Annotated in this window: 24 protein-coding genes; 9 read left to right on the forward strand and 15 right to left on the reverse strand. The window is 61.4% G+C overall.

The genetic code is table 11. The features are described 5' to 3' along the window. Positions 1-228: 228 nt before the first annotated feature. The 10 genes from panD to dksA all read right to left on the reverse strand — a co-directional run bounded on the left by panD (position 229) and on the right by dksA (position 11,332). On the reverse strand, positions 229-609 hold the full coding sequence (gene panD / locus HU806_RS18525; RefSeq protein WP_003228271.1) for an aspartate 1-decarboxylase: 381 nt from the start codon (positions 607-609) through the stop codon (positions 229-231). 116 nt (positions 610-725) lie between these two features. Then, positions 726-1,586, reverse strand: coding sequence for a pantoate--beta-alanine ligase (gene panC / locus HU806_RS18530; RefSeq protein ID WP_186613109.1), 861 nt, complete (start codon positions 1,584-1,586; stop codon positions 726-728). Beyond that, positions 1,583-2,383 carry a 3-methyl-2-oxobutanoate hydroxymethyltransferase gene (gene panB, locus HU806_RS18535; protein WP_186613110.1) on the reverse strand — a complete coding sequence of 267 codons (801 nt, stop codon included), beginning with the start codon at positions 2,381-2,383 and terminating at the stop codon, positions 1,583-1,585. The genes panC and panB overlap by 4 nt, the downstream gene beginning before the upstream one ends. A gap of 224 nt (positions 2,384-2,607) precedes the next feature. After that, positions 2,608-3,093, reverse strand: coding sequence for a 2-amino-4-hydroxy-6-hydroxymethyldihydropteridine diphosphokinase (folK, locus tag HU806_RS18540; protein WP_186613112.1), 486 nt, complete (start codon positions 3,091-3,093; stop codon positions 2,608-2,610). A 3-nt stretch (positions 3,094-3,096) separates the two neighbouring features. Then, positions 3,097-4,494: a polynucleotide adenylyltransferase PcnB gene (locus tag HU806_RS18545; RefSeq protein WP_186613114.1), complete on the reverse strand. Its 1,398-nt coding sequence runs from the start codon at positions 4,492-4,494 to the stop codon at positions 3,097-3,099. A 716-nt stretch (positions 4,495-5,210) separates the two neighbouring features. Continuing rightward, positions 5,211-6,641: a sigma-54-dependent transcriptional regulator gene (locus HU806_RS18550; protein WP_186613116.1), complete on the reverse strand. Its 1,431-nt coding sequence runs from the start codon at positions 6,639-6,641 to the stop codon at positions 5,211-5,213. Positions 6,642-6,663: 22 nt separating this feature from the next. Next, positions 6,664-9,618 (reverse strand): sensor histidine kinase, encoded by a 2,955-nt coding sequence (locus HU806_RS18555; RefSeq protein ID WP_186613118.1) that lies wholly within the window; start codon positions 9,616-9,618, stop codon positions 6,664-6,666. Continuing rightward, positions 9,602-9,778 (reverse strand): hypothetical protein, encoded by a 177-nt coding sequence (locus tag HU806_RS18560; protein ID WP_003176118.1) that lies wholly within the window; start codon positions 9,776-9,778, stop codon positions 9,602-9,604. Before HU806_RS18560 ends, HU806_RS18555 begins: the two co-directional genes overlap by 17 nt. 77 nt (positions 9,779-9,855) lie before the next feature. After that, positions 9,856-10,740 carry a tRNA glutamyl-Q(34) synthetase GluQRS gene (gene gluQRS / locus HU806_RS18565; RefSeq protein WP_186613157.1) on the reverse strand — a complete coding sequence of 295 codons (885 nt, stop codon included), beginning with the start codon at positions 10,738-10,740 and terminating at the stop codon, positions 9,856-9,858. A 148-nt stretch (positions 10,741-10,888) separates the two neighbouring features. Next, positions 10,889-11,332 carry an RNA polymerase-binding protein DksA gene (gene dksA, locus HU806_RS18570; RefSeq protein WP_186613120.1) on the reverse strand — a complete coding sequence of 148 codons (444 nt, stop codon included), beginning with the start codon at positions 11,330-11,332 and terminating at the stop codon, positions 10,889-10,891. A gap of 337 nt (positions 11,333-11,669) precedes the next feature. Between dksA and HU806_RS18575 the strand changes: the two genes are divergently transcribed. Both HU806_RS18575 and sfsA read left to right on the forward strand, forming a co-directional pair. Then, positions 11,670-12,842, forward strand: coding sequence for a pyridoxal phosphate-dependent aminotransferase (locus HU806_RS18575; RefSeq protein ID WP_186613122.1), 1,173 nt, complete (start codon positions 11,670-11,672; stop codon positions 12,840-12,842). After that, positions 12,842-13,600, forward strand: a complete 759-nt coding sequence (gene sfsA / locus HU806_RS18580; protein WP_186613124.1) for a DNA/RNA nuclease SfsA — start codon at positions 12,842-12,844, stop codon at positions 13,598-13,600. Before HU806_RS18575 ends, sfsA begins: the two co-directional genes overlap by 1 nt. On the opposite strand, the gene HU806_RS18585 is transcribed toward sfsA, so the two are convergent. Then, the gene (locus HU806_RS18585) at positions 13,556-13,873 is read right to left on the reverse strand and encodes a Rieske (2Fe-2S) protein (protein ID WP_186613126.1); all 318 of its coding nucleotides are present in this window, start codon (positions 13,871-13,873) and stop codon (positions 13,556-13,558) included. The genes sfsA and HU806_RS18585 overlap by 45 nt on opposite strands. Positions 13,874-14,049: 176 nt before the next feature. Between HU806_RS18585 and HU806_RS18590 the strand changes: the two genes are divergently transcribed. From HU806_RS18590 to HU806_RS18605, 4 genes are read left to right on the forward strand one after another with little or no spacing between them, the layout of a single operon-like run. Continuing rightward, on the forward strand, positions 14,050-14,919 hold the full coding sequence (locus tag HU806_RS18590) for a heme/hemin ABC transporter substrate-binding protein (RefSeq protein ID WP_186613128.1): 870 nt from the start codon (positions 14,050-14,052) through the stop codon (positions 14,917-14,919). 50 nt (positions 14,920-14,969) lie between these two features. After that, a complete protein-coding gene (locus HU806_RS18595) occupies positions 14,970-15,953 on the forward strand; it encodes a FecCD family ABC transporter permease (RefSeq protein WP_186613159.1) in 984 nt (327 codons plus the stop codon). Next, a complete protein-coding gene (locus HU806_RS18600; RefSeq protein ID WP_186613130.1) occupies positions 15,953-16,720 on the forward strand; it encodes a heme ABC transporter ATP-binding protein in 768 nt (255 codons plus the stop codon). Before HU806_RS18595 ends, HU806_RS18600 begins: the two co-directional genes overlap by 1 nt. An 18-nt stretch (positions 16,721-16,738) precedes the next feature. After that, a complete protein-coding gene (locus HU806_RS18605; protein WP_186613132.1) occupies positions 16,739-17,587 on the forward strand; it encodes a ChaN family lipoprotein in 849 nt (282 codons plus the stop codon). Positions 17,588-17,804: 217 nt separating this feature from the next. Here the strand turns inward: HU806_RS18605 and HU806_RS18610 are convergent, their stop codons facing one another. The 3 genes from HU806_RS18610 to HU806_RS18620 form a co-directional block, all read right to left on the reverse strand. Next, the gene (locus HU806_RS18610; RefSeq protein WP_186613134.1) at positions 17,805-18,077 is read right to left on the reverse strand and encodes a TfoX/Sxy family protein; all 273 of its coding nucleotides are present in this window, start codon (positions 18,075-18,077) and stop codon (positions 17,805-17,807) included. Between the two features lie 211 nt (positions 18,078-18,288). Beyond that, complete coding sequence (locus HU806_RS18615) at positions 18,289-18,630, reverse strand: pentapeptide repeat-containing protein (protein ID WP_186613136.1); 342 nt, start codon at positions 18,628-18,630, stop codon at positions 18,289-18,291. A 91-nt stretch (positions 18,631-18,721) separates the two neighbouring features. Then, on the reverse strand, positions 18,722-20,278 hold the full coding sequence (locus HU806_RS18620) for an AAA family ATPase (RefSeq protein WP_186613138.1): 1,557 nt from the start codon (positions 20,276-20,278) through the stop codon (positions 18,722-18,724). A gap of 129 nt (positions 20,279-20,407) precedes the next feature. On the opposite strand from HU806_RS18620, the gene mrcB reads away from it, so the two are divergent. Genes mrcB through HU806_RS18635 form a run of 3 tightly spaced genes read left to right on the forward strand, consistent with a single transcriptional unit; the run spans position 20,408 to position 23,791 of the window. Beyond that, positions 20,408-22,726 (forward strand): penicillin-binding protein 1B, encoded by a 2,319-nt coding sequence (gene mrcB / locus HU806_RS18625; RefSeq protein ID WP_186613140.1) that lies wholly within the window; start codon positions 20,408-20,410, stop codon positions 22,724-22,726. Positions 22,727-22,742: 16 nt separating this feature from the next. After that, positions 22,743-23,462 carry a hypothetical protein gene (locus tag HU806_RS18630; RefSeq protein ID WP_186613142.1) on the forward strand — a complete coding sequence of 240 codons (720 nt, stop codon included), beginning with the start codon at positions 22,743-22,745 and terminating at the stop codon, positions 23,460-23,462. Next, positions 23,462-23,791 carry a YqcC family protein gene (locus tag HU806_RS18635; protein WP_186613144.1) on the forward strand — a complete coding sequence of 110 codons (330 nt, stop codon included), beginning with the start codon at positions 23,462-23,464 and terminating at the stop codon, positions 23,789-23,791. Before HU806_RS18630 ends, HU806_RS18635 begins: the two co-directional genes overlap by 1 nt. Positions 23,792-23,797: 6 nt before the next feature. Here HU806_RS18635 and HU806_RS18640 read toward each other — a convergent pair whose 3' ends face one another. Further along, positions 23,798-24,220, reverse strand: a complete 423-nt coding sequence (locus HU806_RS18640; protein ID WP_186613147.1) for a DUF4124 domain-containing protein — start codon at positions 24,218-24,220, stop codon at positions 23,798-23,800. Positions 24,221-24,545 lie beyond the last annotated feature (325 nt).

Genomic DNA, 24,545 nt, shown 5'->3' on the forward strand with positions numbered 1-24,545 from the left:
AACGACCTTTTGTACACTAAAAATTCCGGCGAGGCCCGCGGAGGGCGTCCGGACAACTGCGTCGACACGATCGCCGGGCACAGGGCGAATACAGTAAACCTCGCGTTGCGATCTGTCTTGACTTTGTCTGACCGCTTCCCGGTACTTTTTTATACAAAAGGGGTGGGAATGGTCCGACAGGCGGGAACGAAATGCTCCCGGCTGGAAGGGGAAAGCAGGCGGGACTGGTCAGGCAACCTGGACCGGAATGGCGTTGCTGGTGTGGCTCAGTTCGTTGCCCGGTGCCATGTACAGCATGCGCGGCTTGAAATTGAGCAGCTCCGCCTCGCTGTAATGGGCGTAGGCGCAAATGATCACGCGGTCGCCCACCTTGGCCTTGTGCGCCGCGGCGCCGTTGACCGAGATCATCCGCGAGCCTTCCTCGCCACGGATGGCGTAGGTGGTGAAGCGCTCGCCGTTGTCGACGTTGTAGATCTGGATCTGTTCGTATTCACGGATGCCCGACAGGTCCAGCCATTCACCATCAATGGCGCAGGAGCCTTCGTAATCGAGCACGGCGTGAGTGACTTCGGCGCGGTGCAGCTTGGCCTTGAGCATGATGGCGTGCATGAGTGTTTCCTCTGGTCGGGTCCAAACGGCGGGCAGTTTGCCCGAAGGCTGTCGAGGCGGCAATAACACTGCGCAGCCCCTGTGCAAGCCTGTTCGCTTACACAGGGGATCAGGGCTCAGGCGGGCGCGTCGAGGTCCAGGTGCAGGTTGTCGATCAACCGGGTGGTACCCAGGAAGGCGGCCACCAGGATCACCAGGTCGCGATCCTCGGCCACGGCTGGGCGCAGCGTCTTGGCGTGGCGGATTTCCAGATAGTCGGGACGCAGGCCGGCGGTTTCGAGTTGCTTGAGCTGCTCGGCGATCAACGCCGGATAATCCCGTTGGCCCTGCTTGATCGCCTCGGCGATCTGGCCCAGGGCACGGTAGACCACGGGCGCGACGGCGCGCTGTCCAGCACTGAGGAAGCCGTTGCGCGACGACAGCGCCAGGCCATCTTCGGCGCGCACGGTTGGCTCGCCGATGATCTGGATCGGCATGTTCAGGTCATGGACCAACGCGCGGATCACCGCCAGTTGCTGGAAGTCCTTCTGACCAAACACCGCCAGATCCGGCTGGACCATGTTGAACAGCTTGCTGACCACCGTCGCCACGCCCTCGAAATGCCCTGGCCGGCTGGCACCGCACAGGCCTTCGGACAACTGCGGGACGCTGACGCGGGTCTGTCCGGCCATGCCGTCGGGATACATTTCCTCGACGCTTGGCGCGAACAGCAAATGGCACCCGGCCTGGAGCAGCTTCTCCTGATCGGCCGCCAGGGTGCGGGGGTACTTGTCGAGGTCTTCGCCAGCGCCGAATTGCAGCGGATTGACGAAGATGCTCGCCACGACAAAGTCGGCCCGTTGCGCCGCCTTGGTCACCAGCGCCATGTGGCCGCTGTGCAGGTTGCCCATCGTCGGGACGAAAGCGATACGTTTGCCTTCGCTGCGGGCACGGGCCACGGCGGCCCGCAGTTCGCGTACGGTCTTGACGGTGTTCATGCAGAGAATCCGTGTTCGGCGCCCGGGAAGGTCACGCCCTTCACTTCGGCAACATAAGCGGCGAGCGCGGCCTGGATAGTGCTTTGCCCGGCCATGAAGTTCTTCACGAACTTGGGCACGCGACCGGTGATCGACAGGCCGAGCATGTCGTGGAGCACCAGCACCTGGCCATCGGTGGCGCTGCCAGCGCCGATGCCTATTACCGGGATCTTCACCGCCTGGGTTATTTCTTCAGCCAGCTCGGTGGGAACGCATTCGAGCAGCAACATCGCGGCGCCCGCCTGCTCCAGGGCAATGGCATCGGCGCGCATCTGCCGTGCCTGGTTTTCATTGCGCCCCTGGACCTTGTAGCCACCGAGGATATTCACCGCCTGCGGGGTCAGGCCCAGGTGCGCGCACACGGGAATGCCGCGTTCGGCCAGCAGGCGGATCGAGTCGGCGAGCCACAGCGCGCCTTCGACCTTGACCATGTGGGCACCGGCCTGCATCAGCATGGCGCTGTTGGTCATGGTTTGATCGAGGGTGGCATACGCCATGAACGGCAGGTCGGCGAGGATCAACGCATCGGTGTTACCGCGTTTGACGGCGGCTACGTGGTAGGCCATCTCGGCGGTGGTCACCGGCAATGTGCTGTCGTGACCTTGCAGCACCATGCCGAGGGAGTCGCCCACCAACAGCACCTCGACACCAGCCTCATTGCAGGCATGGGCGAAGGTGGCGTCATAGCAGGTCAGCATGGTGATTTTTTCACCTTTTTGCTTGAGACCTTGCAGCGTGGTCAGGGTAATAGCTGGCATGTAAAGTCCTCATTAGGCGCTTGAATACAGGCGCACCCTCTATGCGTGGTGCTTGTAAGGCCCGGATTGCGCCCTTTAGCGCCGCGTTGGCGGCAACGGGACGCCTATAGTCGTGAGGAGTAACGGGGAAGTCAATTGGATGTGTTACCGCCGGGTGTTACCGAGGTGACTGATGCGTTTCAGCTGGGAGGCGCGCCCAAATTGTGACCGGCTGGTACCTCAACCTAAGGATTTGCCAGGCGCTCGAGGCCGAGAAATGGGCACTCGGCGAGCAGGTCCTTGAGCAGGCGACCGTCGGCCAGGCGCAGGTCGGCGGGCGCCAACTCTGCCAGCGGATAGAGCACGAAGGCCCGGGCTTGCATGTGGTAGTGAGGGACTTTGAGGCGGGGCTCGTCGATCAGCCGATCACCGAACAGCAGGATATCCAGATCGAGGGTGCGCGGGCCCCAGCGCTCCAGGCGCTCGCGGCCCTGGCCGGTTTCGATGGCTTGCAGCGCATCGAGCAAGTCCAATGGCGCAAGGCTGCTGTGCAGCGCCGCCACGGCATTGGTGTAGCGCGGCTGGCCGGGGAGCAGGGAGTCGCTTTGATAAAACGCTGAAACCCCCACCAGTCGAGTCTCGGACAGTCGCGCCAGCGCTTCGATGGCGCTGCGCAACTGTTCGGCGGGTTCGGCCAGGTTGCTGCCCATGCCGACGTAGATGCGTTCCATCGATTACTCGTCCGAGGCGCTTGGCACACCGGCACGTTTACGCTTGGCGCCACTGCTGCGCCGACGCTTGCGGGGGCCGCTGGCGCCGTCGTCCTTGCCGCTGAGCTCGCGGATCATGTCGCGGCGTTCGCTGTCGTTGGCATCTTGGTAATCAGTCCACCATTCGCCCAGGCCATCGGTCTGCTCGCCGGCGCTTTCGCGCAGCAGCAGGAAGTCATAGCCGGCGCGGAAACGCGGGTTGTCCAGCAACAGATCGGCACGTTTGCCGCTGCGCCGTGGCAGGCGCTCCTGCATGTCCCAGATCTCGCGGATCGGCATCGTGAAACGTTTGGGAATCGCGATGCGCTGGCACTGTTCGGCGATCAGCTCATGGGCGGCTTCCTGCATTGCCGGGATCGGTGGCATGCCGCGCTCCTGCAAGCGCAATACCCGGGCGGGCAGGGCAGGCCAGAGCAAGGCGGCGAACAGGAACGCTGGGGTCACCGGTTTGTTCTGCTTGATGCGCAGGTCGGTGTTGATCAGCGCTTCGCTGATCAAGGTGTGGGTGTAGGTCGGGTTGTATTCCAGCGCCTCGGCACTGGCCGGGAACAGGGGGTCGAACAACTGCAGGTCCACCAGCATCTCGAAGGTATCTGCCGCGTTACCCGACAGGAACAACTTGAGGACTTCCTCGAACAGGCGCGCCGAAGGAATCTCCCTCAGCATCGGGGCCAGTTCGCGAATCGGCATGGCGCTGTGCTTCTCGATGCCGAAATCCAGCTTGGCTGCGAAACGCACGGCCCGCAGCATCCGCACCGGGTCTTCCTGGTAGCGCTGCTTGGGATCGCCGATCAGCCGGATGAGACGGTTGCGGATGTCATGTACGCCGTTGGCGTAATCGAGAATGCGCTCGCTGACCGGGTCGTAATAGAGGGCGTTGATGGTGAAGTCGCGGCGTTGCGCATCTTCTTCCAGCGTGCCGTAGACGTTATCGCGCAGGATGCGTCCGCTCTCGTTGCGAGAAGACTGGTTGCTATCTTCTTCCTCGTCACTTTGCGGATGGTTGGCGCGGAACGTCGCCACCTCGATGATTTCGCGGCCGAAGTGGATGTGCACCAGCTTGAAACGGCGCCCGATGATTCGCGCATTGCGAAACTCGGCCCGTATCTGCTCAGGCGTGGCGCTGGTGGCGACGTCGAAATCCTTGGGGGTGATGTTCAACAGCATGTCGCGCACGCACCCGCCGACCAGATAAGCCTGGTAGCCGGCGTTCTGCAGGCGTTCGACGATGTTCACCGCATAACGGCTGAATTGGGCCTTTTGCAATGAATGCTGGCCGCTGTTGAGCACTTCAGGCGTGCTGCGAATATGTTGCGTACGACGCAAGGGAGAACGGAATGACTGGAACAGCTTCTTCAGCATGGGAGGCACTGTTTGAAGGAATATTCGGCCACAAACAAGGAATGACCGCATGATGGGCGGGGATTCTAGCATTTAGTCGAGGGATGGTGTAGGACACAGGAGTTTTGAGCTGCAAGCTTTAAGCGACAAGCTCTGTAGGAGGCTTCGGGGCAGGGAATGACAGAAACCACAAGGGGAGCCGAAGCTCCCCCAGAATTAGTTGCGTGCTCGTTTTTATTATTGGTTTCGGGCTTCTTGTTTTTGTTGAGTGCCCGCGCCACGAGGTTTTCCCTTCGTGACCCTCCCAATCGGGAGCCAAGAGCAAACGGATTGCTTTGGTCGCTGTGTTGCAGTGATCAATCGATCCAACCAGTTCAGGCACCTGTCTTGAGACAGTTTTATTGTTCTCAGCCTGGTTGCGGGGCAAGCCCCAAATACAACGCCTCTCCAAAAGAATCAGTTAGCTGCGCCTCTCGCCGTCTTGTTTTTATTGTGCGTGAGTCGATTCGTCTTATTTTTATTGTCTTGTGCATTGCTTGTTATTGTTCTTGTACCAAAGCTATAGCAGGGTGCGTGCCAACTTTTGTCAGGCCCAGAGAAACCGGGGGTTCTATGGTTATAGCGGTTTTTTCAGGGCGAAAAAAAGCCGGGGTTTCGTTACCGTAAACCCCGGCTTCTGTTACGTGAAAAAGCTGGGGTAACAGTTTTTTCACATTCGACCGTGTTACCCGCACGGGTCAGCTCTCGCTGGCGACCCCGGTCTTGCGCCGTGGGATACCCAGGCGTTGGCGGCGTTCCCACAGGCATTTGCGACTCACGCCCAGCTTGCGAGCCAGTTCGGTCTCGGTCATGTGATCCTGGTGTTCCAGGACGAAATGCTGGAAGTAGTCTTCCAGTGACAGGTCTTCGGTAGGCTCGTGGCTGTTGTTGTTCGCGCCGCCTTGCTGAGGTGCGAGACCGATGAACTCGTCATCGTCCAGGTCGCTCAATTCAATGTCGATACCCAGCAGGTCAGCGGAAATTTCCGGGCTTTCGCACAGGATTACCGCTCGCTCCACAGCGTTTTCCAGTTCGCGGACGTTACCAGGCCAGGCGTAGTGACGAATGGCCTGCTCGGCGTCCGGGGCGAATTTCAGGTCGGTGCGGTTGACGCGCGCGCTCTGACGGGCAAGAAAGGCGCCTGCGATCTCGTTGACGTCTGCGCCGCGTTCGCGCAGGGGCGGCAGCTTCAGGGCGATCACGTGCAGCCGGTAATACAAGTCTTCCCGGAACTGGCCGATTTTAGCCAGGCTCTTGAGGTCTCGGTGGGTCGCCGCGATCAGGCGTACATCGACCTTTTGCGACTGGACCGAACCGACTCGACGAATTTCGCCTTCCTGGAGCACCCGCAGCAATCGCGCCTGGGCTTCCAGCGGCAGTTCACCAATTTCATCGAGGAACAGCGTGCCGCCATCCGCCGCTTCCACCAGGCCGGCGCGTCCGGCGCTAGCGCCAGTGAACGCGCCTTTTTCATGACCGAACAGCTCGGACTCGATCAGGCTTTCCGGAATGGCTGCGCAGTTCACCGAAATCATCGGTGCCTTGGCCCGACGGGAAAGATTATGCAGCGCCCTGGCCACCAGCTCCTTGCCAGTACCGGACTCGCCCTGGATCAGGACATTGGAGTCGGTCGGTGCCACTTTGCGAATCTTGCTGTAAAGGTCCTGCATGGGCGGGCAAGAACCGATGATGCCGATTTCGCCGTTACTGCTGCTGGCGCCTGCCTTGCCTGAGGCCGCCTTGCCGTTCGTCGGTTCCGAAGGTTGGCTGGTCGCCGTTTGTCGATCGCGCAGGATGCGGGCCACGGCCTGGAGCATTTCGTCGTGGTCGAAGGGTTTGGCGATGTAGTCCACGGCACCCATTTTCATCGAGTCGACCGCCGAGCGCAGGCTGGCGTAACTGGTCATGATCAGCACAGGCGTGCCCTGGCCGAGCTTGATCAGTTCGGTGCCGGGGGCGCCAGGCAGGCGCAGGTCGCTGACGATCAGGTCAAACGTTGGAATGCTGAAACGCTCTTGTGCTTCCTGCACAGAACCGGCTTCGCTGACCTGGTACTGGTTGCGTTCCAGCAGGCGGCGCAAGGCGGAGCGGATAATTGTTTCGTCTTCGACGATCAAAATGTGCGGCATTGATTCGATTCTCTCGACGGTCTCAGTTCACAGCGGACGTCGCTTCGACATGACGTGGCAAGGTTACCCGGATACGGGTGCCGCGTTGGCCCTGAACATCGGCCGGGCTGTCGATGGTGATTTGTCCATAATGCTCTTCAACGATGGAATAGACCAGTGCGAGGCCCAGACCGGTGCCCTCGCCAGGATCCTTGGTGGTGAAGAAAGGTTCGAACAATCGATCCATGATGTTCTGTGGGATGCCGCTGCCTTCGTCTTCGACGATCAGGTCGACCGTATGTTCGAAAGCTTCGCTCTTGACGCGGACCGCACTGCCGGCCGGTGAAGCGTCGCGGGCGTTGGACAACAGGTTGATCAGCACTTGGGCGAGGCGCTGGGGGTCGCCATCGACCCAATGATCCGGATCGCACAGGTTGAAAAACTGGACTTCGAAATTGCGTCGGTTGAGCGCCAGCAGGCCTATGGCGTCCTGGGCCACTTCGGCCAGGCAGACCGGTTCGTCGTTGTGCTGGTGGCCGCCGGCATGGGCGAAACTCATCAAGGACTGGACGATGCGTGACACGCGCTTGGTCTGTTCGAGGATCTGGCCGCTGATTTCCGTCAGCTCGCCGTCGTCCTCGCGCTCTTCGCGCAGATTCTGGGCCAGGCAGGCGATGCCAGTGATGGGGTTGCCGATTTCGTGGGCGACGCCGGCGGCCAGTCGACCGATGCTGGCCAGCCGCTCGGAGTGGACCAGCTTGTCTTCGAGCATCTGGGTGTCGGTCAAATCTTCCACCAACAGCACCAGCCCGCTGTTACCCGGTGCCAGCGGCTCGTCGATGGCCGCTTTGTGCAAGTTCAGCCAACGGGTCTGGCCGTCGAGCGCCAGGTGTTGTTTATGCAGGTGTTCGTCGGGCAGGTCGATGAAGCCTTGCAGCAAACCTTTCCACGGCTCGCCCAAGGTGCTCAGGCGTGAGCCGACCACGCGCTGGGCGGCGATCCCGGTCAGTTCTTCCATGGCCTTGTTCCACATCAGGATTTCCTGGTCCTTGGCCAGGGAGCACACGCCCATCGGCAGTTCCTGCAAGGTCTGGCGGTGGTAACGGCGCAAGGCGTCCAGTTCGGCGGCCAGGCCGGTAAGGCGCGAGTGGTAATCCTCGAGGCGGCTTTCGATGAAGTGGATGTCTTCGGTGACATAGTTCTCGCCGCCGGCCTTGTAGGGCAGGAACGTCTCGACCATGTCCTGGGCCACGCTTGGGCCCATCAGGCCGGACAGGTTGGCCTCGATCCGGTCGCGCAGGCGCCGCAAGGCATACGGGCGGCGTTCATCGAATGGCAGGTAAAGGTCGCGCAGGGCCTGTTCGACTTCCTTTTGCGCGGCCTTGGCGCCGAGGGGCTTGGCCAGTTGCGTGGCGAACTCTTGCGGTGAGGCGGCATGCAATTCGCGGCGTTGCGGGCGGCGAACGTTATCCACCGCGCAGGCTTCGGCGGCGCTGGCTTCTTCACTGCTGGCGTTGGTGAACAGTGAAATCAGGGTAAACGTCAGCACGTTCGCCGCCAGCGAGGCGATGGCTGCCATGTGCCAACTGGTGTCGTCGAGCACGTAGATCATGTTCAGCAGCGGAATATAGAAACCTTGCAGGTTGCCGAGCAGCGGCAACAGCATGGCGACCAGCCAAACCAGGATCCCCGCCAACAGCCCGGCGATAAAGCCTCGACGGTTGGCGGTTGGCCAATACAGCACCGACAGCACGCCGGGCAGGAACTGCAAGGTTGCGACGAACGCGACGATGCCCAGGTTAGCCAGGTCCTGCCCGTCGCCCAGCATCAGGTAGAAGCCGTAGCCAGCCATGATGATCGCCACGATCAACGCCCGACGAGTCCATTTCAGCCAGCGGTAGATATTTCCCTCCGCTGGCGGCTGGTACAGCGGCAGCACCAGATGATTGAGGGCCATGCCCGACAGCGCCAGCGTGGTCACGATGATCAATCCGCTGGCCGCCGACAGGCCGCCGATATAAGCCAGCAAGGCCAAGGCTTTGTTGTTCGCGGCGATGCCAATGCCCAGGGTGAAGTATTCCGGGTTGGTACTGGCGCCCAGCTTCAGCCCGGCCCAGAGGATCAGCGGCACGGCCAGGCTCATCAACAGCAGGAACAGCGGCAGGCCCCAGCTTGCACTGACCAGCGAGCGCGGGTTGAGATTTTCGGTAAAAGTCATGTGGTACATGTGCGGCATCACGATCGCCGAAGCGAAGAACACCAACAACAGTGTGCGCCACGGGCCTTCTTGCAAGGGCGTGTGCAAGGCGGCGAGGGCGGTCTGGTTCTGCAGCAGCCAGAGCTCAAGCTGCTGCGGACCGTCGAATACTCCGTACAAGGCATAGAGGCCGACACCGCCGATGGCGATCAGCTTGATCACCGACTCAAAGGCGATCGCGAACACCAGGCCTTCGTGCTTTTCACGGGTGGCGATGTGCCGGGAGCCGAAGAAAATCGTGAACAGGATGATCAGGACGCAAAAGCTCAACGCCACGCGATGCTGCACCGGTTCGCGGGTCAGGATACTGATTGAGTCAGCCACGGCCTGCATTTGCAGGGCCAGCAGAGGCAAGACGCCGACCAGCATGAAAATGGTGGTCAGCGCGCCGGCCCAGGTGCTGCGGAAACGAAAGGCGAACAGGTCGGCCAGCGATGAGAGCTGGTAGGTGCGGGTGATCTTCAGGATCGGATAAAGCAGCACCGGCGCCAGCAGGAATGCACCGGAGACCCCGAGGTAGCTGGACAGAAAACCGTAGCCGTACTGATAGGCCAGGCCAACCGTGCCATAGAACGCCCAAGCGCTGGCATACACGCCCAGCGACAGGGTGTAGGTCAGCGGATGGCGGATGATTGCCCGTGGGATCATGCCTCGTTCGCTGATCCAGGCCACGCCGAACAGCACCGCCAGGTAGGCGGCGCTGATCAGGATCATCTGGGTCAGGCTAAAGCTCATCGGCATCTTTTTGGCTCTGAAGGATGAAGGTCACGACGATCAGGATCAGCCAGAGCAGATACGGCCGATACCAGGCACCCGTGGCGTCGATCCACCAATCCATGATGGCCGGGGAGAACAGGTAAATCCCCACTACCAGGAGCAGGACCAAGCGATAGATGTACATCCCGGCCTCTCTTGTTTATGCGCGTGCCCGAAAACGTGCGGCGATGGTAACGGATGGGCGCCAAGCTGCAAGGGCCGTCAACGTAATTGCGCTTCGGGCAAGGTCAGCGTGCGCGGGATCAACGTCGCATCCCAGTGACGCGAGCCCCAATCCAGCAGCTCCCGAGGGTTGGCGTCGTCCAGTTCGCAAGGCGGTTGTTGGCCCAGCGCCCTTAATGCTCGCAACAGCAGCGGCGCGGCCTGATCGGCGGCCAGCGGTGGCGAGCGGTAGCTTTTGCCGAGCTTGTGCCCGTCCGGCTGGGTAATCAACGGCACGTGCAGGTAACGCGGTTGCGGCAATCCGAGCAGCTCTTGCAAGTAGAGCTGGCGCGGCGTGGAGTCCAGCAGGTCGGCGCCCCGCACGATATCGGTGACGCCCTGCCAGGCATCGTCCAAGACCACGGCCAACTGATAAGCGTAGAGTCCGTCGCGACGGCGGATCACGAAGTCACCGGCTTCGCGACCCAGGTGCTGGCGGAACTCGCCCTGGACCCGATCGATGAAATGATATTCGAGCTCGGGGACGCGCAGGCGGATGGCGGCGTCCTCAGTGTCGTGGCCGGCGTTACGACAGAGTCCCGGGTAAACGCCTTGATACGGTTCCAGTTGCTTGCGCGAACAGGTACAGGCGTAAGCCAGGCCTTGGCTGAGCAAACGATCGATAACCTGCTGGTAGGCTTCATGGCGGTCGCTCTGGCGCACCATTTCGCCGTCCCATTCAAAGCCGTAGCTTTCCAGCGCCTTGAGGATTGCCATTTGCGCGCCGGGCTCTTCCCGTGGCGGATCAAGGTCCTCCATGCGCAGCAACCAGCGCCCGCCCGTCGCCCGGGCGTCCAGGTATGAGGCCAGTGCGGCGACCAGCGAGCCGAAATGCAGGTGGCCGCTTGGTGTAGGGGCGAAGCGACCGATATAGGAGGCGGTGATGGTCATAGGGCGCCGGTTACTGAGTCCAATCAGGCAGAAATACACATTTGCGATCCGATTGTCCCCGACTGGGTTTTGCCAGCTGGCGAAACGTCGGAAACAAAAAACGGAGCGTATGAACGCTCCGTTTCAATGACAGCCCCGGCGATTATTTGCCGACCTGTTTTTCCTTGATTTCCGCAAGGGTCTTGCAGTCGACGCACATGTCAGCGGTCGGGCGTGCTTCCAGTCGCTTGACGCCGATCTCGACGCCGCACGACTCGCACCAGCCGTACTCTTCGTCTTCGATCAGTTGCAGGGTCTTGTCGATTTTCTTGATCAGCTTGCGCTCGCGATCGCGGGCGCGCAATTCAAGGCTGAATTCCTCTTCCTGGCTGGCACGATCGGCCGGGTCAGGGAAGTTGGCAGCGTCGTCTTTCATGTGATCAACGGTGCGGTCGACTTCCTGCATCAAGTCCTGTTTCCACTTGTTCAGGATCTTGGTGAAGTGCGCGCGCATCGGGGCGCCCATGTACTCTTCGCCCGGTTGCGGCACGTATGGCTCAAACCCGCTGAGCGACTGATTTTGATTCTGCTTTGCTTGGGTGGGCATGAATGGACCGCCTCTACTCTTGTAATCCACTACGCAGGATTGCTCCATCACCGACACCTGCCGGCCCTGCGGCTGCAAGCGGGCGAACTTACCAGATCAAATCGGGCCGCGCTACTCCCGGTTGTCGAGCCTGGGACGCTCGGGGCCTGCAAAAGGTGGCCAGGTTCGCTTCGGTGGGGACGGAATCCTGCTCAATGCTTGATTCTAGTCAAGCCTGGGCCAATCGCCGGAACCATTTCCAGCGATCTACGGGCTAGGACCGTTTTCGATTCGCGCTCGTTCCCGCACCGGTTCCGGAGTTGGGTAGAATCGGTTCTTTTCAGGCGAAGGAAGGCTAATGGCCCAGCCCTACAGTGCACGCAGCCGTGCCATCGAACCTTTCCATGTCATGGCGCTGCTGGCGCGGGCCAACGAATTGCAGGCCGCCGGGCACGATGTCATTCACTTGGAGATCGGCGAGCCGGACTTCACCACCGCCGAGCCGATCATTCGTGCCGGCCAGGCCGCCCTGGCAGCGGGCAAGACTCGTTACACCGCTGCGCGCGGCATTCCCGAACTGCGCGAGGCGATCGCCGGTTTTTACGCTCAGCGCTACGGCGTAGACATCGATCCCCGGCGCGTCCTGGTCACTCCGGGTGGCTCTGGCGCGTTGCTGCTGACCAGCGCCTTGCTGGTGGATCCAGGCAAGCATTGGCTGTTGGCCGACCCTGGCTATCCGTGCAACCGCCATTTCCTGCGCTTGATCGAAGGCGCGGCGCAACTGGTGCCGGTGGGGCCGGACGTGCGCTATCAGTTGACCCCGGACCTGGTGGATCGCCACTGGGACCAGAACAGTGTTGGCGCGCTGGTGGCATCGCCGGCCAATCCGACCGGGACGATCCTCAGCCGCGATGAACTGGCCGGCTTGTCGAAGGCGATCAAGGCGCACAAAGGCCATCTGGTGGTGGATGAGATCTATCACGGCCTGACCTATGGCACCGATGCCGCCAGCGTGCTGGAAGTCGATGACGATGCCTTTGTCCTCAATAGTTTTTCCAAGTATTTCGGCATGACCGGTTGGCGGCTCGGTTGGCTGGTGGCTCCTTCGGCAGCCATCGGTGAGTTGGAGAAACTCGCACAGAACCTCTACATCAGTGCGCCGAGCATGGCCCAGTACGCGGCCTTGGCCTGTTTCGAACCGGCAACCATCGAGATTTTCGAGCAACGTCGGGCCGAGTTCGCGCGGCGCCGCGACTTCCTGCTGCCCGCCTTGCGTGGAATGGGGTTCGGCATTGCGGTCGAACCCCAAGGCGCGTTTTACCTGTATGCCGACATCAGCGCATTCGGCGGCGATGCCTTTGCGTTCTGCCAGCATTTTCTTGAAACCGAACACGTGGCGTTCACGCCGGGACTGGATTTCGGTCGCCATCAGGCCGGCCATCATGTGCGTTTCGCCTATACCCAAAGCCTGCCGCGGCTTCAGGAAGCAGTGGAGCGAATTGGACGTGGATTACGGAGCTGGCAAGGCTGATGCGTTTTTCCCCTGATTTGGAAGAAGGACGGCTGATTCGACGTTACAAGCGTTTCCTGGCCGATATCGAGACCGTTCACGGCGAACTGTTGACGATTCACTGCCCTAACACCGGTTCGATGCTCAATTGCATGGCCGAGGGCGCACGCGTCTGGTTCAGCCGCTCCAGCGACCCCAAGCGCAAATTGCCCGGCACATGGGAGATCGGTGAAACCCCACAGGGACGGTTGGCCTGCATCAATACGGCGCGGGCCAACGCCCTGATCGAGGAAGCGCTACGCGCCGGTGTCATCCGCGAACTGAACGGTTTTACCGGGTTGAAGCGGGAAGTCGCCTATGGCGTGGAAAACAGTCGTATCGACTTTCGATTGGACTACGCTGATCACAGTTCGGCCTGGGTCGAGGTCAAGAGCGTCACCCTGGGTTTCGCCGGGACTAACGTGGCGGCGTTTCCCGATGCGGTGACACTGCGCGGTGCCAAGCACCTGAGGGAGCTTGCCTGTCTGGCTCGGCAAGGCGTGCGGGCGGTGCAGTTGTATTGCGTGAACCTGAGCGGCATCGACGCGGTGCGCCCGGCGCAGGAAATCGATCCTGGCTATGCTGCCGCGTTGCGCGAGGCGGTGGCAGCAGGGGTGGAAGTACTGGCTTATGGCGTGACCTTGACGCCGCAGCAGATGTGGGTGGATCGCCCGCTGCCGGTGCTGTTGGAACCGCTACAGGTCGACCCAGAGGCCTTGCTCGTCCTCCCGACTTTCTAGCGCCGCGAGGGATTGGCCTGCGCAAGGCCCCGCGACGCATTCGCCGCTTTCAATCAGAAACAGCGCGCCATGGGTGGCGCACTGGATCAGGCTGGCGCTGGCGTCGAGGAACTGGTCGGGCCGCCATTCCAATGGCACGCCGCGATGCGGGCATCGATTCAAATAGACATACGCCTGGCCTGCACGGCGCACGGCCAGCAACTTGCGCCCCTCGATGTCGAAGCCGCGACTGCCGTTGTCGGGCAGCTCGGCGGCGGCACACAGAAATTTCATGTCGTTCTCGAACGGTGAGCGGGCTCGCTCGATTTGGATGTGTCGGGAAGTGTCTGCGCTTGACGGTCAAATGAAAACAATTATCAAATGGCGCCTCCTTTGCAGGTGACAAGGATACTGGGTCCGAAGGGGTCCATGTTCAGCCCTGCGAAAAACATCCTTGAGGAAGCTGCCTGATGCGCCTGAATGTTCGCGTTGCTGCGCTCTGTCTCGTCCTGCTCGCCAGCCAGCAAGCGCTGGCGGCCGATCTGCCGCAACGCTGGGTAAGCGCTGGCGGTGCCTTGTCGGAGTGGGTCAGTGCGCTGGGCGGGGAATCGAAACTGGTGGGGGTGGACACCACCAGCCAGCATCCCGAATCGTTGCGGTCGCTTCCCAGTATTGGCTATCAGCGACAGCTCTCGGCAGAGGGTGTGCTGAGCTTGCGTCCGCAGATCCTGGTGGGCACTGAGGAAATGGGGCCGCCTCCGGTGCTGGCGCAAATCCGCAGCGCCGGAGTGCAAGTCGAACTGTTCTCGGCGGCGCCGAGCCTGGCGGCGCTGCAAGCCAACTTGCGACACTTGGGACAATTGTTGGGCGCCGAGACCAGGGCCGCGGCCTTGTTCGATGGTTATCAACAGCAACTCGCCGAGCACGGCGCCCGGTTAAACGAAGTCCGGCTCAAGCAAAAGCCGCCGGGCGTATTGCTGCTGGTGGGCAATGCTGGCGGCAAGACGCTGATCGCTGGCAAGGACACCGCCGCCGATTGGCTGCTGCATCAGGCTGGCGGCGAAAATTTGGCGACTCACAGCGGTTACAAACCTTTTTCCGTGGAAACCTTGGCCAGTCTGAATCCTGAAGTGCTGGTCTTCGCTGATCGTGCCTTGAGCGGAAACGAAGCCCGCGTGGCGCTGTTCAGGGAAAACCCAATCCTGTCTTCGACCCCAGCCGCCAAGGACGGGCGCGTCATGGAGCTGGATCCGACGTTGCTGGTCGGCGGATTAGGCCCGCGATTGCCGCAAAGCCTGGAGGCGTTGACGAGCGGGTTCTACCCGGCCAAGAAGCCATGACCGCATTGGTCAAGCCGCGGGCGTTGTTCATCGGCCTGGGACTGCTGTGTCTGTTGGCGATCTGGCTGTCCCTGGCCTTGGGGCCAGTAAGCTTGCCCCTGTTCGATACCGCGCGTGCCGCCTTGCGCCTGTTGGGACTGCCGGTTGCCGCCGATGGGCTGGAGCAGGCCGAGCTGATCCTTGGCCAGATTCGCCTGCCGCGCACCTTGCTGGGGCTGGCAGTGGGCGGCGTATTGGCGCTTTCCGGTGTGGCGATGCAGGGGCTGTTTCGCAATCCCCTGGCCGATCCGGGGCTGGTAGGCGTATCCAGTGGTGCGGCGCTGGGTGCCGCTTTTGCGATTGTCGGTGGCTCGGCGCTGGGCGGGTTGCCCGAAGCGTTGGGGCCCTACGTGTTGTCGTTGTGTGCGTTTATCGGCGGGCTCGGGGTGACGGCGCTGGTCTATCGCCTTGGCCGGCGCAACGGCCAGACGCATGTCGCCACCATGCTTCTGGCGGGTATTGCCCTGACCGCGCTGTCCGGCTCGGCGGTCGGCTTGTTCACTTACCTGGCGGACGATGCGACGTTGCGGACCCTGACGTTCTGGAACCTGGGCAGCTTGAACGGTGCCAGCTATGCGCGGTTATGGCCTTTGCTGCTAGTCAGCGCTGGCGTGGCAATCTGGTTGCCACGTCGAGCGCGGGCACTCAATGCATTGCTGCTCGGCGAGTCTGAAGCCGCGCACCTGGGCATCGATGTCGAACGGCTCAAGCGGGAGTTGGTGTTGTGCACGGCATTGGGCGTTGGGGCAGCGGTCGCGGCGGCTGGAATGATCGGCTTTGTCGGGTTGGTGGTGCCGCATCTGGTGCGGCTGATGGCCGGCCCCGACCATCGCATCCTGTTGCCCGCCTCCGTGCTGGCCGGCGCGAGCCTGCTGTTGTTTGCCGACCTGGTGGCGCGCCTGGCGTTGGCTCCCGCGGAGTTGCCGATTGGCATCGTCACGGCTTTCATAGGGGCGCCGTTCTTTCTTTATCTATTGCTAAGAGGGCGCGCCTGATGTTGCGAGCGCAGGACTTGCACATCCATCGCGGCCGGCAAACCGTATTGGCGCAGGTCGACTTGGAACTCATTCCCGGCGAAGTGCTGGGTGTGCTCGGCCCCAATGGCGCGGGTAAAAGCACTTTGCTCGCCGGGTTGTGCGGCGAGTTGCGCCCGGACCAGGGACAGGTTTGGCTGGATGACCGGTCCTTGGCCCAATGGGACGGTACCGAGCGTGCGCGGCGCCTGGCGGTGTTGCCACAATCCTCGACGCTGGATTTCGCATTCCGTGTAGAAGAGGTGGTCGGCATGGGACGCCTGCCTCATCAGAGCGGCCGGGTACGTGATGCGCAGATCGTCGAGTCGGCATTGCAGGCCGCCGACGCCGCGCATCTGCAAGGCCGTAACTACCTGACCCTGTCTGGCGGCGAGCGCCAGCGGGTGCACCTGGCGCGCGTGCTGGCGCAGTTATGGCCGGGAGAAGCAGGGCAAACCTTGTTGCTGGATGAGCCGACCTCGATGCTCGATCCGCTGCACCAGCACACCATCTTGCAAGCGGTGCGCGAGTTTGCCGGTCGCGGCGCTGCGGTGTTGGTCATCCTGCATGACCTGAACCTGGCGGCGCGCTACTGTGATCGGCTGTTGCTGCTCGCCTCGGGCCGTCCGGTGGCCCTGGACACGCCTCGGCAAGTGCTGCGCCCGGAGCCGCTCAAAGCGGTGTTTGGCCTGGAGGTGCTGGTGCAATCTCATCCTGAGCGCGGGCATCCATTGATCATCGCCCGCTGAGGCTATTGGAGAACGTCGATGCGCCTGTTGCTTGTCATGGCTTTGAGTCTGTTGTCGGCGTGTCAAACGGTTGCACCGCCACCGGTTGACGGGCGGATCCGCGATTTGCACAACGGCCAGTCCGTCACACCACAAATGCTGGTAGAACGGCTGGCGAAGGCTCCTCGGGTGGTGCTGGGGGAACAGCACGACAATCGTCACCACCATGCGCTGCAAGGCTGGTTGCTCCAGGCCTTGGCCGACCAGCGTGCCCAAGGCAGCGTGCTCTTGGAAATGCTGACGCCGCGCCAGCAGCCGCGGGTCGACGCGGTTCGCCGGTTACCTGCCTTGCCTGAGAGTTTGCCCGATGCACTGGATTGGTCACCGGGTTGGGATTGGAGCCTGTACGGGCCAGTCGTCGAGTTCGTCCTGGCGCAACCTTATCCGGTATTGGCGGCGAATCTTGATAACGACGAAGTCCGACAGGTCTATCGCCGGCCTCCCGCCTTGAGCGGTGTCCATGCCAATACGGCCGCTGTGAGAACCGTGCTGCTGGAGCAAATCCGCGAATCCCACTGCGACCTGCTGCCGGAATCGCAAATGCCGGCGATGTTGGCTGTCCAGCAGCAGCGTGACCGGCGCATGGCCGAGCGATTGCTTGAGGCGCCGACACCTGCCTTGTTGTTCGCCGGCGCCTGGCACGCCAGAAGGGATGTCGGCGTGCCGTTGCATGTACTTGATCTGGGGAACAGCGACGCGCCAGTTGTCCTGATGCTGGCCGAGGAGGGCAGTGAGGTCACGGCGGCCATGGCGGATTATGTGTGGTACACCCCGGCTACGCCCCCTCAGGATTACTGCGCACAGATGCGCGAACAGCAGCAAAAGTGATTCTTGCAGGCAAAAAAAGACCCGGCAAAAGCCGGGTCAAATAACCGTGATTAGCCTGATGAGGAGATATCTGAGAGTCCGAACCAAGGGCTATTCAAATATCGACCAGTCTCGCGACCGGATGTGGTAATCATAGCGATTCTCATTACCAAGTCAAACACTGTTTTTCGATTTCCCGAATTCTTGGGTTGCAACAATGCGCATGGGTACTAAATGGTCAGGCTTTGTGGCGCGCCGCCAGGGCGTCGAGCTGTTTGTTAAGGGCTTCCTTGCGCTCTGGGGGGATATCATTCCAATGCATGTCCATCAGCGCGCCCTCGATGGCGTACAGCAATACCTTGGAAGCGCGAAAGCCGCGAGTGCGAACGGCGCGATAGGCGTCCACCGCACCGAGCCGACGAAGGTCCGAGGCGCTGTGAATTCCGGCGGCGTGCAGCCACTGGGCTGATGTCTTGCCCAGATTCTTCATGTGTTGCAGTTCATCATTCATCGAGCCTCCTTGCGAACGGCCGACAGGTGCAGTGGGCAAGCTTCACAGGAGTGTAGCGCTCAGTAGGAAAAGCGTGATTCTTTGGTGGGATGCGGCGCAAAAGCTTCTAATGCATTACGCACGATAAGGGCGGAACGTAAGCAAGGCGTGTCGTCCAGCGCGGCGGGGGCGCTGGAGATCGTGGGGAGTCGCAGGCGCGATTATTAGGGGTTCAGCGAGTGCGATAGCGCAGCCGAGTACCAAAATTCATCGACATCAGGATTTCGTCGGCAGACAGCTCGGGCGGAAAGTAAGCACCGGAAATCTGGGCGTGGGCGAGGCTCGCGCCTTCCAACGACGACTTGCGAAAGTCGACGCCACGCAGATCGGCGGAACGGAAGTAGGCGTCAGTGAAATCCACGTCTTCGGCGTTCAGTTCGCGAAGGTCAAGGCCACGGAAGTCGCCGCCGCGCATGTCGATCGGACCCTTTGGGCGTTCGGTGTTGAAGCCTGTAATGTCGTCTTTGCGCAACAAGGCATATAGCGGCGTGTCGAGAAGCTTGGGATGGCTCATGTCATATCACCGGTTGGTTTTATGACGCCAGTATACTGCCACTATTTGACGACCGTGAAGCCAGGTGTCGCTTCACGGTCGAAATAGTTGCTTACAAGCCTGGCAAGCGTTGGCGGATTTGTGCGACCACGACATCCAGCGTGCCGCTTTCGTTGGTCTGAACCCGCTTGCTGCAGAGGATTTCAGCCGGGGTCAACGCTTCGCGGCTGGCCTGTTGGGTGGCAATGACGGCCAGGTTTGCGTCGGAGGGATCTTTCTGGTCCGCTTGGCGCTGGGCGAGCCTGCTTTCGATCACTGCTTGCGGTGCGTCGCAGTCGAGGATCAGGAAAGGCGCGCCAGTGCCCTCGGCAACCTTGGCCGCCGCGTCGCGTTGGCCTTGCTTGAGGTAAGTCGCATCGACCACCACTGGGAACCCGGCATGCAGGATCACGTCGGCGATTTCATGCAGGCGGGCGTACGTCGCGCTGCTGGCGTCGCTGCTATAGATGCCGGCCTGTGGGTCGTTCGCTACTTGCTGCTCACCGAACAGGCGCTTGCGCTCCACGTCCGAGCGCAGGCGAATCGCACCCAGTGCCTCAACCAGGCGCATCGCAACGTGGCTTTTGCCGACGGCCGAAAGGCCGTGGGTAATAGCAAGGAAGCGCGATGGAATGGTGCTATAGCTTTCGGCCAGGTTGGCGTAGTTGCGGTATTGGCGCAGGGTGGTGGCGCGTTGTACCGGATCGGCTTCGGCGGGCATGCTGAACAGCGCGACCTTCGCGCGGACCAGGGCGCGGTAGGCTTTATAGAAGTTGAGCAGCTCCAGGCCCCGGTAATCGCCTGTCAGTTCCAGGTACTGGCTGACGAACCGCCGCGCCAACGACTTGAGGCCGCGGTCTTCCAGGTCCATCGCCAGGAATGCGGTGTCGGCGTAGACGTCGGTGAAGCGGAATGGCTCGTTGAATTCGATGCAATCGAAGATCACCACGTTGCCGTCGATCAAGGTGACGTTGCCCAGATGGATGTCGCCGTGGCATTCACGGGTGAAGCCTTCGGCCTTGCGCTGTGCCAGCAGCGGCTCGAGGCGTTCGAAGCTGCTTTGGGCCCAGGCTTGCAGGGCGTCAAGTTGCAGCAGGTCTGCCTTGTCGCTGAGGAATGGACGGATCTGTTCGAAGTTCTGCCGCACTGGCGCCATGACGCTGTCCGGCGTACCTGCGGCGTTATCGGCGGGCACTTTGGGCGTTGAGAGGTGGAACTGGGCAATCTGCGCGGCCATTTCGTCGATATGCGCAGTGGTCAGCTCGCCGTTGGCTTGCAGCGTGCTGAGCAATTGGCTCTGTGGGAACTGACGCATCTTCAGGGCGTATTCGATGGCCGGGCCGTCGCCGCCCAGGCTTGGCGCTTCGGCGCTGCCGGTAATAGGCAGCACTTCCAGGTACAGATCCTGGGTCAAGCGCTGGTTCAGGCGCAACTCTTCGCCACAGAAATGCTTGCGTGCCTCGAGGCTGGTGAAATCCAGGAAGCCGAAGTTGACCGGCTTCTTGAATTTGTAAGCGTAGGGCCCCGTGAGCAATACCCAGGAAATATGGGTCTCGATGACCTGGAACCCTTCGACGGGATGCGGGAAAAGGGCAGGGTTTTGCAGGGCAGCGATCAGTGATTGGCTCACGGGCGATCCTTCAGAGTCTGGAAAAATTCAAGGCCGTCATTATGGCGGCAAGCGGCGCTAACGCAAACCGGATGGCCTGTGTGGTTGGGCTCATGTTGAAGCGCTGCAAAGTGCGTATAATCCGCCGCCATGACTCGTACCCGATCCCCCCGCACCCCTAAAAAACCACCCGCCAGCCGCTTGCGGCCTTGGCTGGGCTGGGCCCTTAAACTCGGCCTGGTGGGCCTCGTCGTGCTCGCCGGTTTTGCCGTTTACCTCGACGCCGTGGTCCAGGAGAAATTCTCCGGCAAGCGCTGGACCATACCGGCCAAGGTCTACGCTCGGCCGCTGGAGCTGTTCGTCGGACAAAAGCTGAGCCGGGATGATTTCCTGACCGAACTCGATGCTTTGGGTTATCGCCGTGAAAGCGTTGCCAATGGCCCGGGCGCGGCCTCGATCAATGGCAATACCGTCGACCTCAATACTCGCGGCTTCCAGTTTTATGAAGGGATGGAGCAGGCGCAACCGGTGCGGGTGCGCTTCTCCGGCGACTACGTGGCAGCGCTGACCGGCGCCAACAACGCCAAGCTGTCCGTGGTGCGCCTTGAGCCTCTGTTGATCGGCGGCTTGTACCCCAAGAACCTCGAAGACCGGATTCTGATCAAGATCGACCAGGTGCCGCCGTTCTTGCTCGAGACCCTGATCGCTGTCGAGGACCGGGATTTCTATCATCACTTTGGCGTCTCCCCCAAGTCGATTGCCCGGGCCGTGTGGGTCAATACCTCCGCCGGCCACATGCGCCAGGGTGGTAGTACGCTGACGCAACAGCTGGTCAAGAACTTCTACCTGACCAACGAGCGCAGCCTGACCCGAAAGCTGACTGAAGCCATGATGGCGTTGTTGCTGGAGCTGCACTACAGCAAGCCGGAAATTCTTGAGGCCTACCTCAATGAAGTGTTTGTCGGTCAGGACGGCCAGCGGGCGGTGCACGGCTTTGGCCTGGCGAGCCAGTTCTTCTTCAGCCAGCCTTTGTCGGAGCTGAAGCTGCATCAGGTCGCGTTGCTGGTAGGCATGGTCAAGGGGCCGTCTTCCTACAACCCGCGTCGCAATCCGGAACGTGCGCTCGAGCGACGCAACCTGGTGTTGGATCTGTTACAGCAACAAGGCGTGGCAACAGCCGAGCAGGTCGAGGCGGCGAAAAAGATGCCGTTGGGCGTGACCAAGCGCGGCAGCCTGGCGGACAGCTCGTTCCCCGGCTTCATGGACCTGGTCAAGCGTCAGCTGCGCGAGGACTACCGTGACGAAGACTTGACCGAAGAAGGCCTGCGAATCTTCACCAGTTTCGACCCGATCCTGCAGATGAAGGCTGAGGCTTCGGTCAACGATACCTTCAAGCGATTGGCGGGGCGCAAGGGCTCCGATGAAGTCGAAGCTGCCATGGTGGTGACCAACCCGGAAACCGGTGAAGTGCAGGCGATGATCGGCAGCCGACAGGCCAGTTATGCTGGCTTCAACCGGGCATTGGACGCCGTGCGCCCGATCGGCTCGTTGATCAAGCCCGCCGTTTACCTGACCGCCCTGGAAAAACCGAGCCAATACACGCTGACCAGTTGGCTGTCCGACGAGTCATTCTCGATCAAGGGCGCGGACGGTCAGGTCTGGACGCCGCAAAACTACGATCGTCGTCCCCACGGGACGGTGTTCTTGTATCAAGGCCTGGCGCATTCCTACAATTTGTCGACTGCTCGGCTCGGGCTGGAAGTCGGTGTGCCAAACGTGCTCAAGACCTTGGCGCGCCTGGGAGTGACTCGTGAATTCCCGGCGTTCCCATCGATGCTGTTGGGGGCTGGTGGTCTTACGCCAATCGAAGTGGCGGCCATGTACCAGACCCTGGCCAACGGCGGCTTCAATACCCCGATGCGCGGCATTCGCAGCGTGCTCACAGCTGATGGCGAGCCACTAAAGCGTTATCCGTTCCAGGTCCAGCAGCGCTTCGATCCTGCTTCCATTTACCTGATCCAGAGCGCCATGCAGCGGGTCATGCGTGAAGGCACCGGCAGCTCGGTCTACAACGTACTTCCCCGGACCCTGACGCTGGCGGGCAAGACCGGCACCAGTAACGATTCGCGCGATAGTTGGTTTGCCGGTTTCAGCCAGGATTTACTGGCGGTGGTCTGGCTTGGACGTGACGATAACGGCAAGACGCCGTTCACCGGCGCCACTGGTGCGTTGCAGGTGTGGACCAGTTTCATGCGCAAGGCCGATCCGTTGCCGCTGGATATGCCGCAGCCGGACAACATCGTCCAGGCCTGGGTCGACTCGCGCACCGGACAAGGCTCCGACGCCAATTGCCCGGGCGCCGTCCAGATGCCGTATATTCGCGGCAGCGAACCGCCGCCCGGCCCAGCATGCGGCGGTCAGAATCCCGCCGAATCGGTGATGGATTGGGTCAAGGACTGGATGAATTAAGCAAAGAGGGTTTCAAGTGAACAAGTGGTTGATTCCAGCGGTAACCGCCGTGGCTTTGCTCAGTGGCTGCTCTACCGTACAGCGCGGTTCGATTCCGGTTGTCGACTCCGGCACCGCCGTGTCCAATAGCGAGCGCGTCTCGGCCAACGGTGGTTTCCGTCAAACGACGGTGAAGCGGCCAGTGCAGGGCCAGACGCAGGCGATCCCGCAAGGCGACACGGGTGTCGTGGTGATGGTGCCCGGTGGCGGTGCGACAACTTCGGCGCCGATCAGCAGCGCGCCGATTACCCCAGGCCCTATCACGCCGGGGCCTATCGAAACCTCGCCGATCGACCAGGGCAGCTACAACATGCCGTCGACGCCGAGCAGCATTCCTTCGGCCAGTTCGGGTGGTTTGTCAGCCGATGAGCAACTGGACGGCCCGGTATTGGCGCTCTTGACTACGGCTCAGCAGCAGCAGGCCGGAGGCGACCTCAATGGTGCTTCTTCCAGCCTCGAGCGCGCCCAGCGTGTAGCGCCGCGCGAACCTCAGGTCCTTTATCGACTGGCGCAGGTGCGCATGGCCCAGGGTGATGCGCCGCAAGCCGAACAACTGGCCCGTCGCGGCCTGACATTCTCCAGCGGTCGCCCGGCACTTCAGGCAAGTCTTTGGGAGCTGATTGCCCAGGCTCGCGAGAAGCAAGGCGATTCCGCAGGCGCGGCATTGGCTCGCCAGAAGGCCAAGGTTTCACTCTGATGGACGTGCGTTTTCTCCAGATTGCCGATCAGTTGCTGCTGATCGAGCGTGAACTGCGTGTCCAGGGTTGGTGGAGCAGCGTTTCGCCTTCGGCCGAGGCGCTGGCGAGTGTCGAGCCGTTCGCGGTCGATACCTTGGATTTCGAGCAATGGCTGCAATGGATCTTCTTGCCGCGGATGAAGGCTATCCTCGAAAACGACCTGCCGCTGCCCAATGCCTCAGGCATCCTGGCCATGGCGGAAATGGTCTATGCGCAGCGGCCAGGGCAGGGCGTCGAGTTGCAGCGACTGTTGGCGCAGTTCGACCAGTTGATCAGTGACGCCAGCTGACTGCCTTTATTGGCAGTGTTCTTCGACCTGGGTACGGGTCTCATCGATGCGCTGGCGCCGTTCTTCATCAGTGAGGCGGCGCATTTCGCCTTCCACGTCCTCCCGCACCCTGGGGTTGTTCTGCAGTTGCGCCAGGTTGGTCCGGGCTTGCTCGCAGAACGCCTTGAGTTGGGCTTCCTGTTCCTCGACTTGCTGTTTCACCTGTTGGTCGATGGCTTTCTGGTCGCCAATTACCCCGCCCGACGCGGGCGCCGGTGGTTTGGGCGCCGGAGGGGAAGATTTGCCCACCGTCGTGGCCTGCACCCCTTCGGGCGGCTGGGCGCCAAAGTGCGTAACGCCTTGGTTATCCACCCATTTATAGATCTGGCCGGCCATGCTCATCGAGCTCAGGCCAACCAGCAGGCTGGCCGTCAATAACATCATTCGCATGCTGTTTCCTTGTCCTGGGTTGCGCAATTGAAGCTAACAGAGTAGCCGTTTAAAGGTTTTTTCTTGCGTTCTCATGTGCTTACTTCAATAAAGCACATTGACGACTTGACTTGCAGAGGGCGAAACAGAAGAATCCAAAGTCCGCTGTAGAGGGACTGCCAGAAGCAGACCCACTCGGCAGATCATGAGGCGCACATCCGCGCCGACCTGTTACACCCGCAACGCGTTACCTCGCGCTGGGTGGGAAAGGCCCGCAACACTTGGGACGATCCCAATACTTGCTCAGTCAGTGCTGACGTAGTCGGCGACCACCGTCGCTCATGCT

This window comes from Pseudomonas sp. SWRI154, assembly GCF_014268645.1.
Taxonomy (GTDB): Bacteria; Pseudomonadota; Gammaproteobacteria; order Pseudomonadales; family Pseudomonadaceae; genus Aquipseudomonas; species Aquipseudomonas marvdashtae.

What these genes read in the sequence shown, in the direction of transcription:
- HU806_RS18590 (WP_186613128.1), top strand. Translation starts at nt 14,050, where the DNA reads ATGCGCCTGAATGTTCGCGTTGCTGCGCTCTGTCTCGTCCTGCTCGCC.
- HU806_RS18575 (WP_186613122.1), top strand. Translation starts at nt 11,670, where the DNA reads ATGGCCCAGCCCTACAGTGCACGCAGCCGTGCCATCGAACCTTTCCAT.
- HU806_RS18585 (WP_186613126.1), bottom strand. Translation starts at nt 13,873, where the DNA reads ATGAAATTTCTGTGTGCCGCCGCCGAGCTGCCCGACAACGGCAGTCGC.
- HU806_RS18600 (WP_186613130.1), top strand. Translation starts at nt 15,953, where the DNA reads ATGTTGCGAGCGCAGGACTTGCACATCCATCGCGGCCGGCAAACCGTA.
- dksA (WP_186613120.1), bottom strand. Translation starts at nt 11,332, where the DNA reads ATGCCCACCCAAGCAAAGCAGAATCAAAATCAGTCGCTCAGCGGGTTT.
- HU806_RS18605 (WP_186613132.1), top strand. Translation starts at nt 16,739, where the DNA reads ATGCGCCTGTTGCTTGTCATGGCTTTGAGTCTGTTGTCGGCGTGTCAA.
- folK (WP_186613112.1), bottom strand. Translation starts at nt 3,093, where the DNA reads ATGGAACGCATCTACGTCGGCATGGGCAGCAACCTGGCCGAACCCGCC.
- HU806_RS18545 (WP_186613114.1), bottom strand. Translation starts at nt 4,494, where the DNA reads ATGCTGAAGAAGCTGTTCCAGTCATTCCGTTCTCCCTTGCGTCGTACG.
- HU806_RS18560 (WP_003176118.1), bottom strand. Translation starts at nt 9,778, where the DNA reads ATGTACATCTATCGCTTGGTCCTGCTCCTGGTAGTGGGGATTTACCTG.
- sfsA (WP_186613124.1), top strand. Translation starts at nt 12,842, where the DNA reads ATGCGTTTTTCCCCTGATTTGGAAGAAGGACGGCTGATTCGACGTTAC.
- HU806_RS18615 (WP_186613136.1), bottom strand. Translation starts at nt 18,630, where the DNA reads ATGAGCCATCCCAAGCTTCTCGACACGCCGCTATATGCCTTGTTGCGC.
- HU806_RS18635 (WP_186613144.1), top strand. Translation starts at nt 23,462, where the DNA reads ATGGACGTGCGTTTTCTCCAGATTGCCGATCAGTTGCTGCTGATCGAG.
- panB (WP_186613110.1), bottom strand. Translation starts at nt 2,383, where the DNA reads ATGCCAGCTATTACCCTGACCACGCTGCAAGGTCTCAAGCAAAAAGGT.
- HU806_RS18640 (WP_186613147.1), bottom strand. Translation starts at nt 24,220, where the DNA reads ATGCGAATGATGTTATTGACGGCCAGCCTGCTGGTTGGCCTGAGCTCG.
- mrcB (WP_186613140.1), top strand. Translation starts at nt 20,408, where the DNA reads ATGACTCGTACCCGATCCCCCCGCACCCCTAAAAAACCACCCGCCAGC.
- HU806_RS18555 (WP_186613118.1), bottom strand. Translation starts at nt 9,618, where the DNA reads ATGCCGATGAGCTTTAGCCTGACCCAGATGATCCTGATCAGCGCCGCC.
- panC (WP_186613109.1), bottom strand. Translation starts at nt 1,586, where the DNA reads ATGAACACCGTCAAGACCGTACGCGAACTGCGGGCCGCCGTGGCCCGT.
- HU806_RS18550 (WP_186613116.1), bottom strand. Translation starts at nt 6,641, where the DNA reads ATGCCGCACATTTTGATCGTCGAAGACGAAACAATTATCCGCTCCGCC.
- panD (WP_003228271.1), bottom strand. Translation starts at nt 609, where the DNA reads ATGCACGCCATCATGCTCAAGGCCAAGCTGCACCGCGCCGAAGTCACT.
- HU806_RS18610 (WP_186613134.1), bottom strand. Translation starts at nt 18,077, where the DNA reads ATGAATGATGAACTGCAACACATGAAGAATCTGGGCAAGACATCAGCC.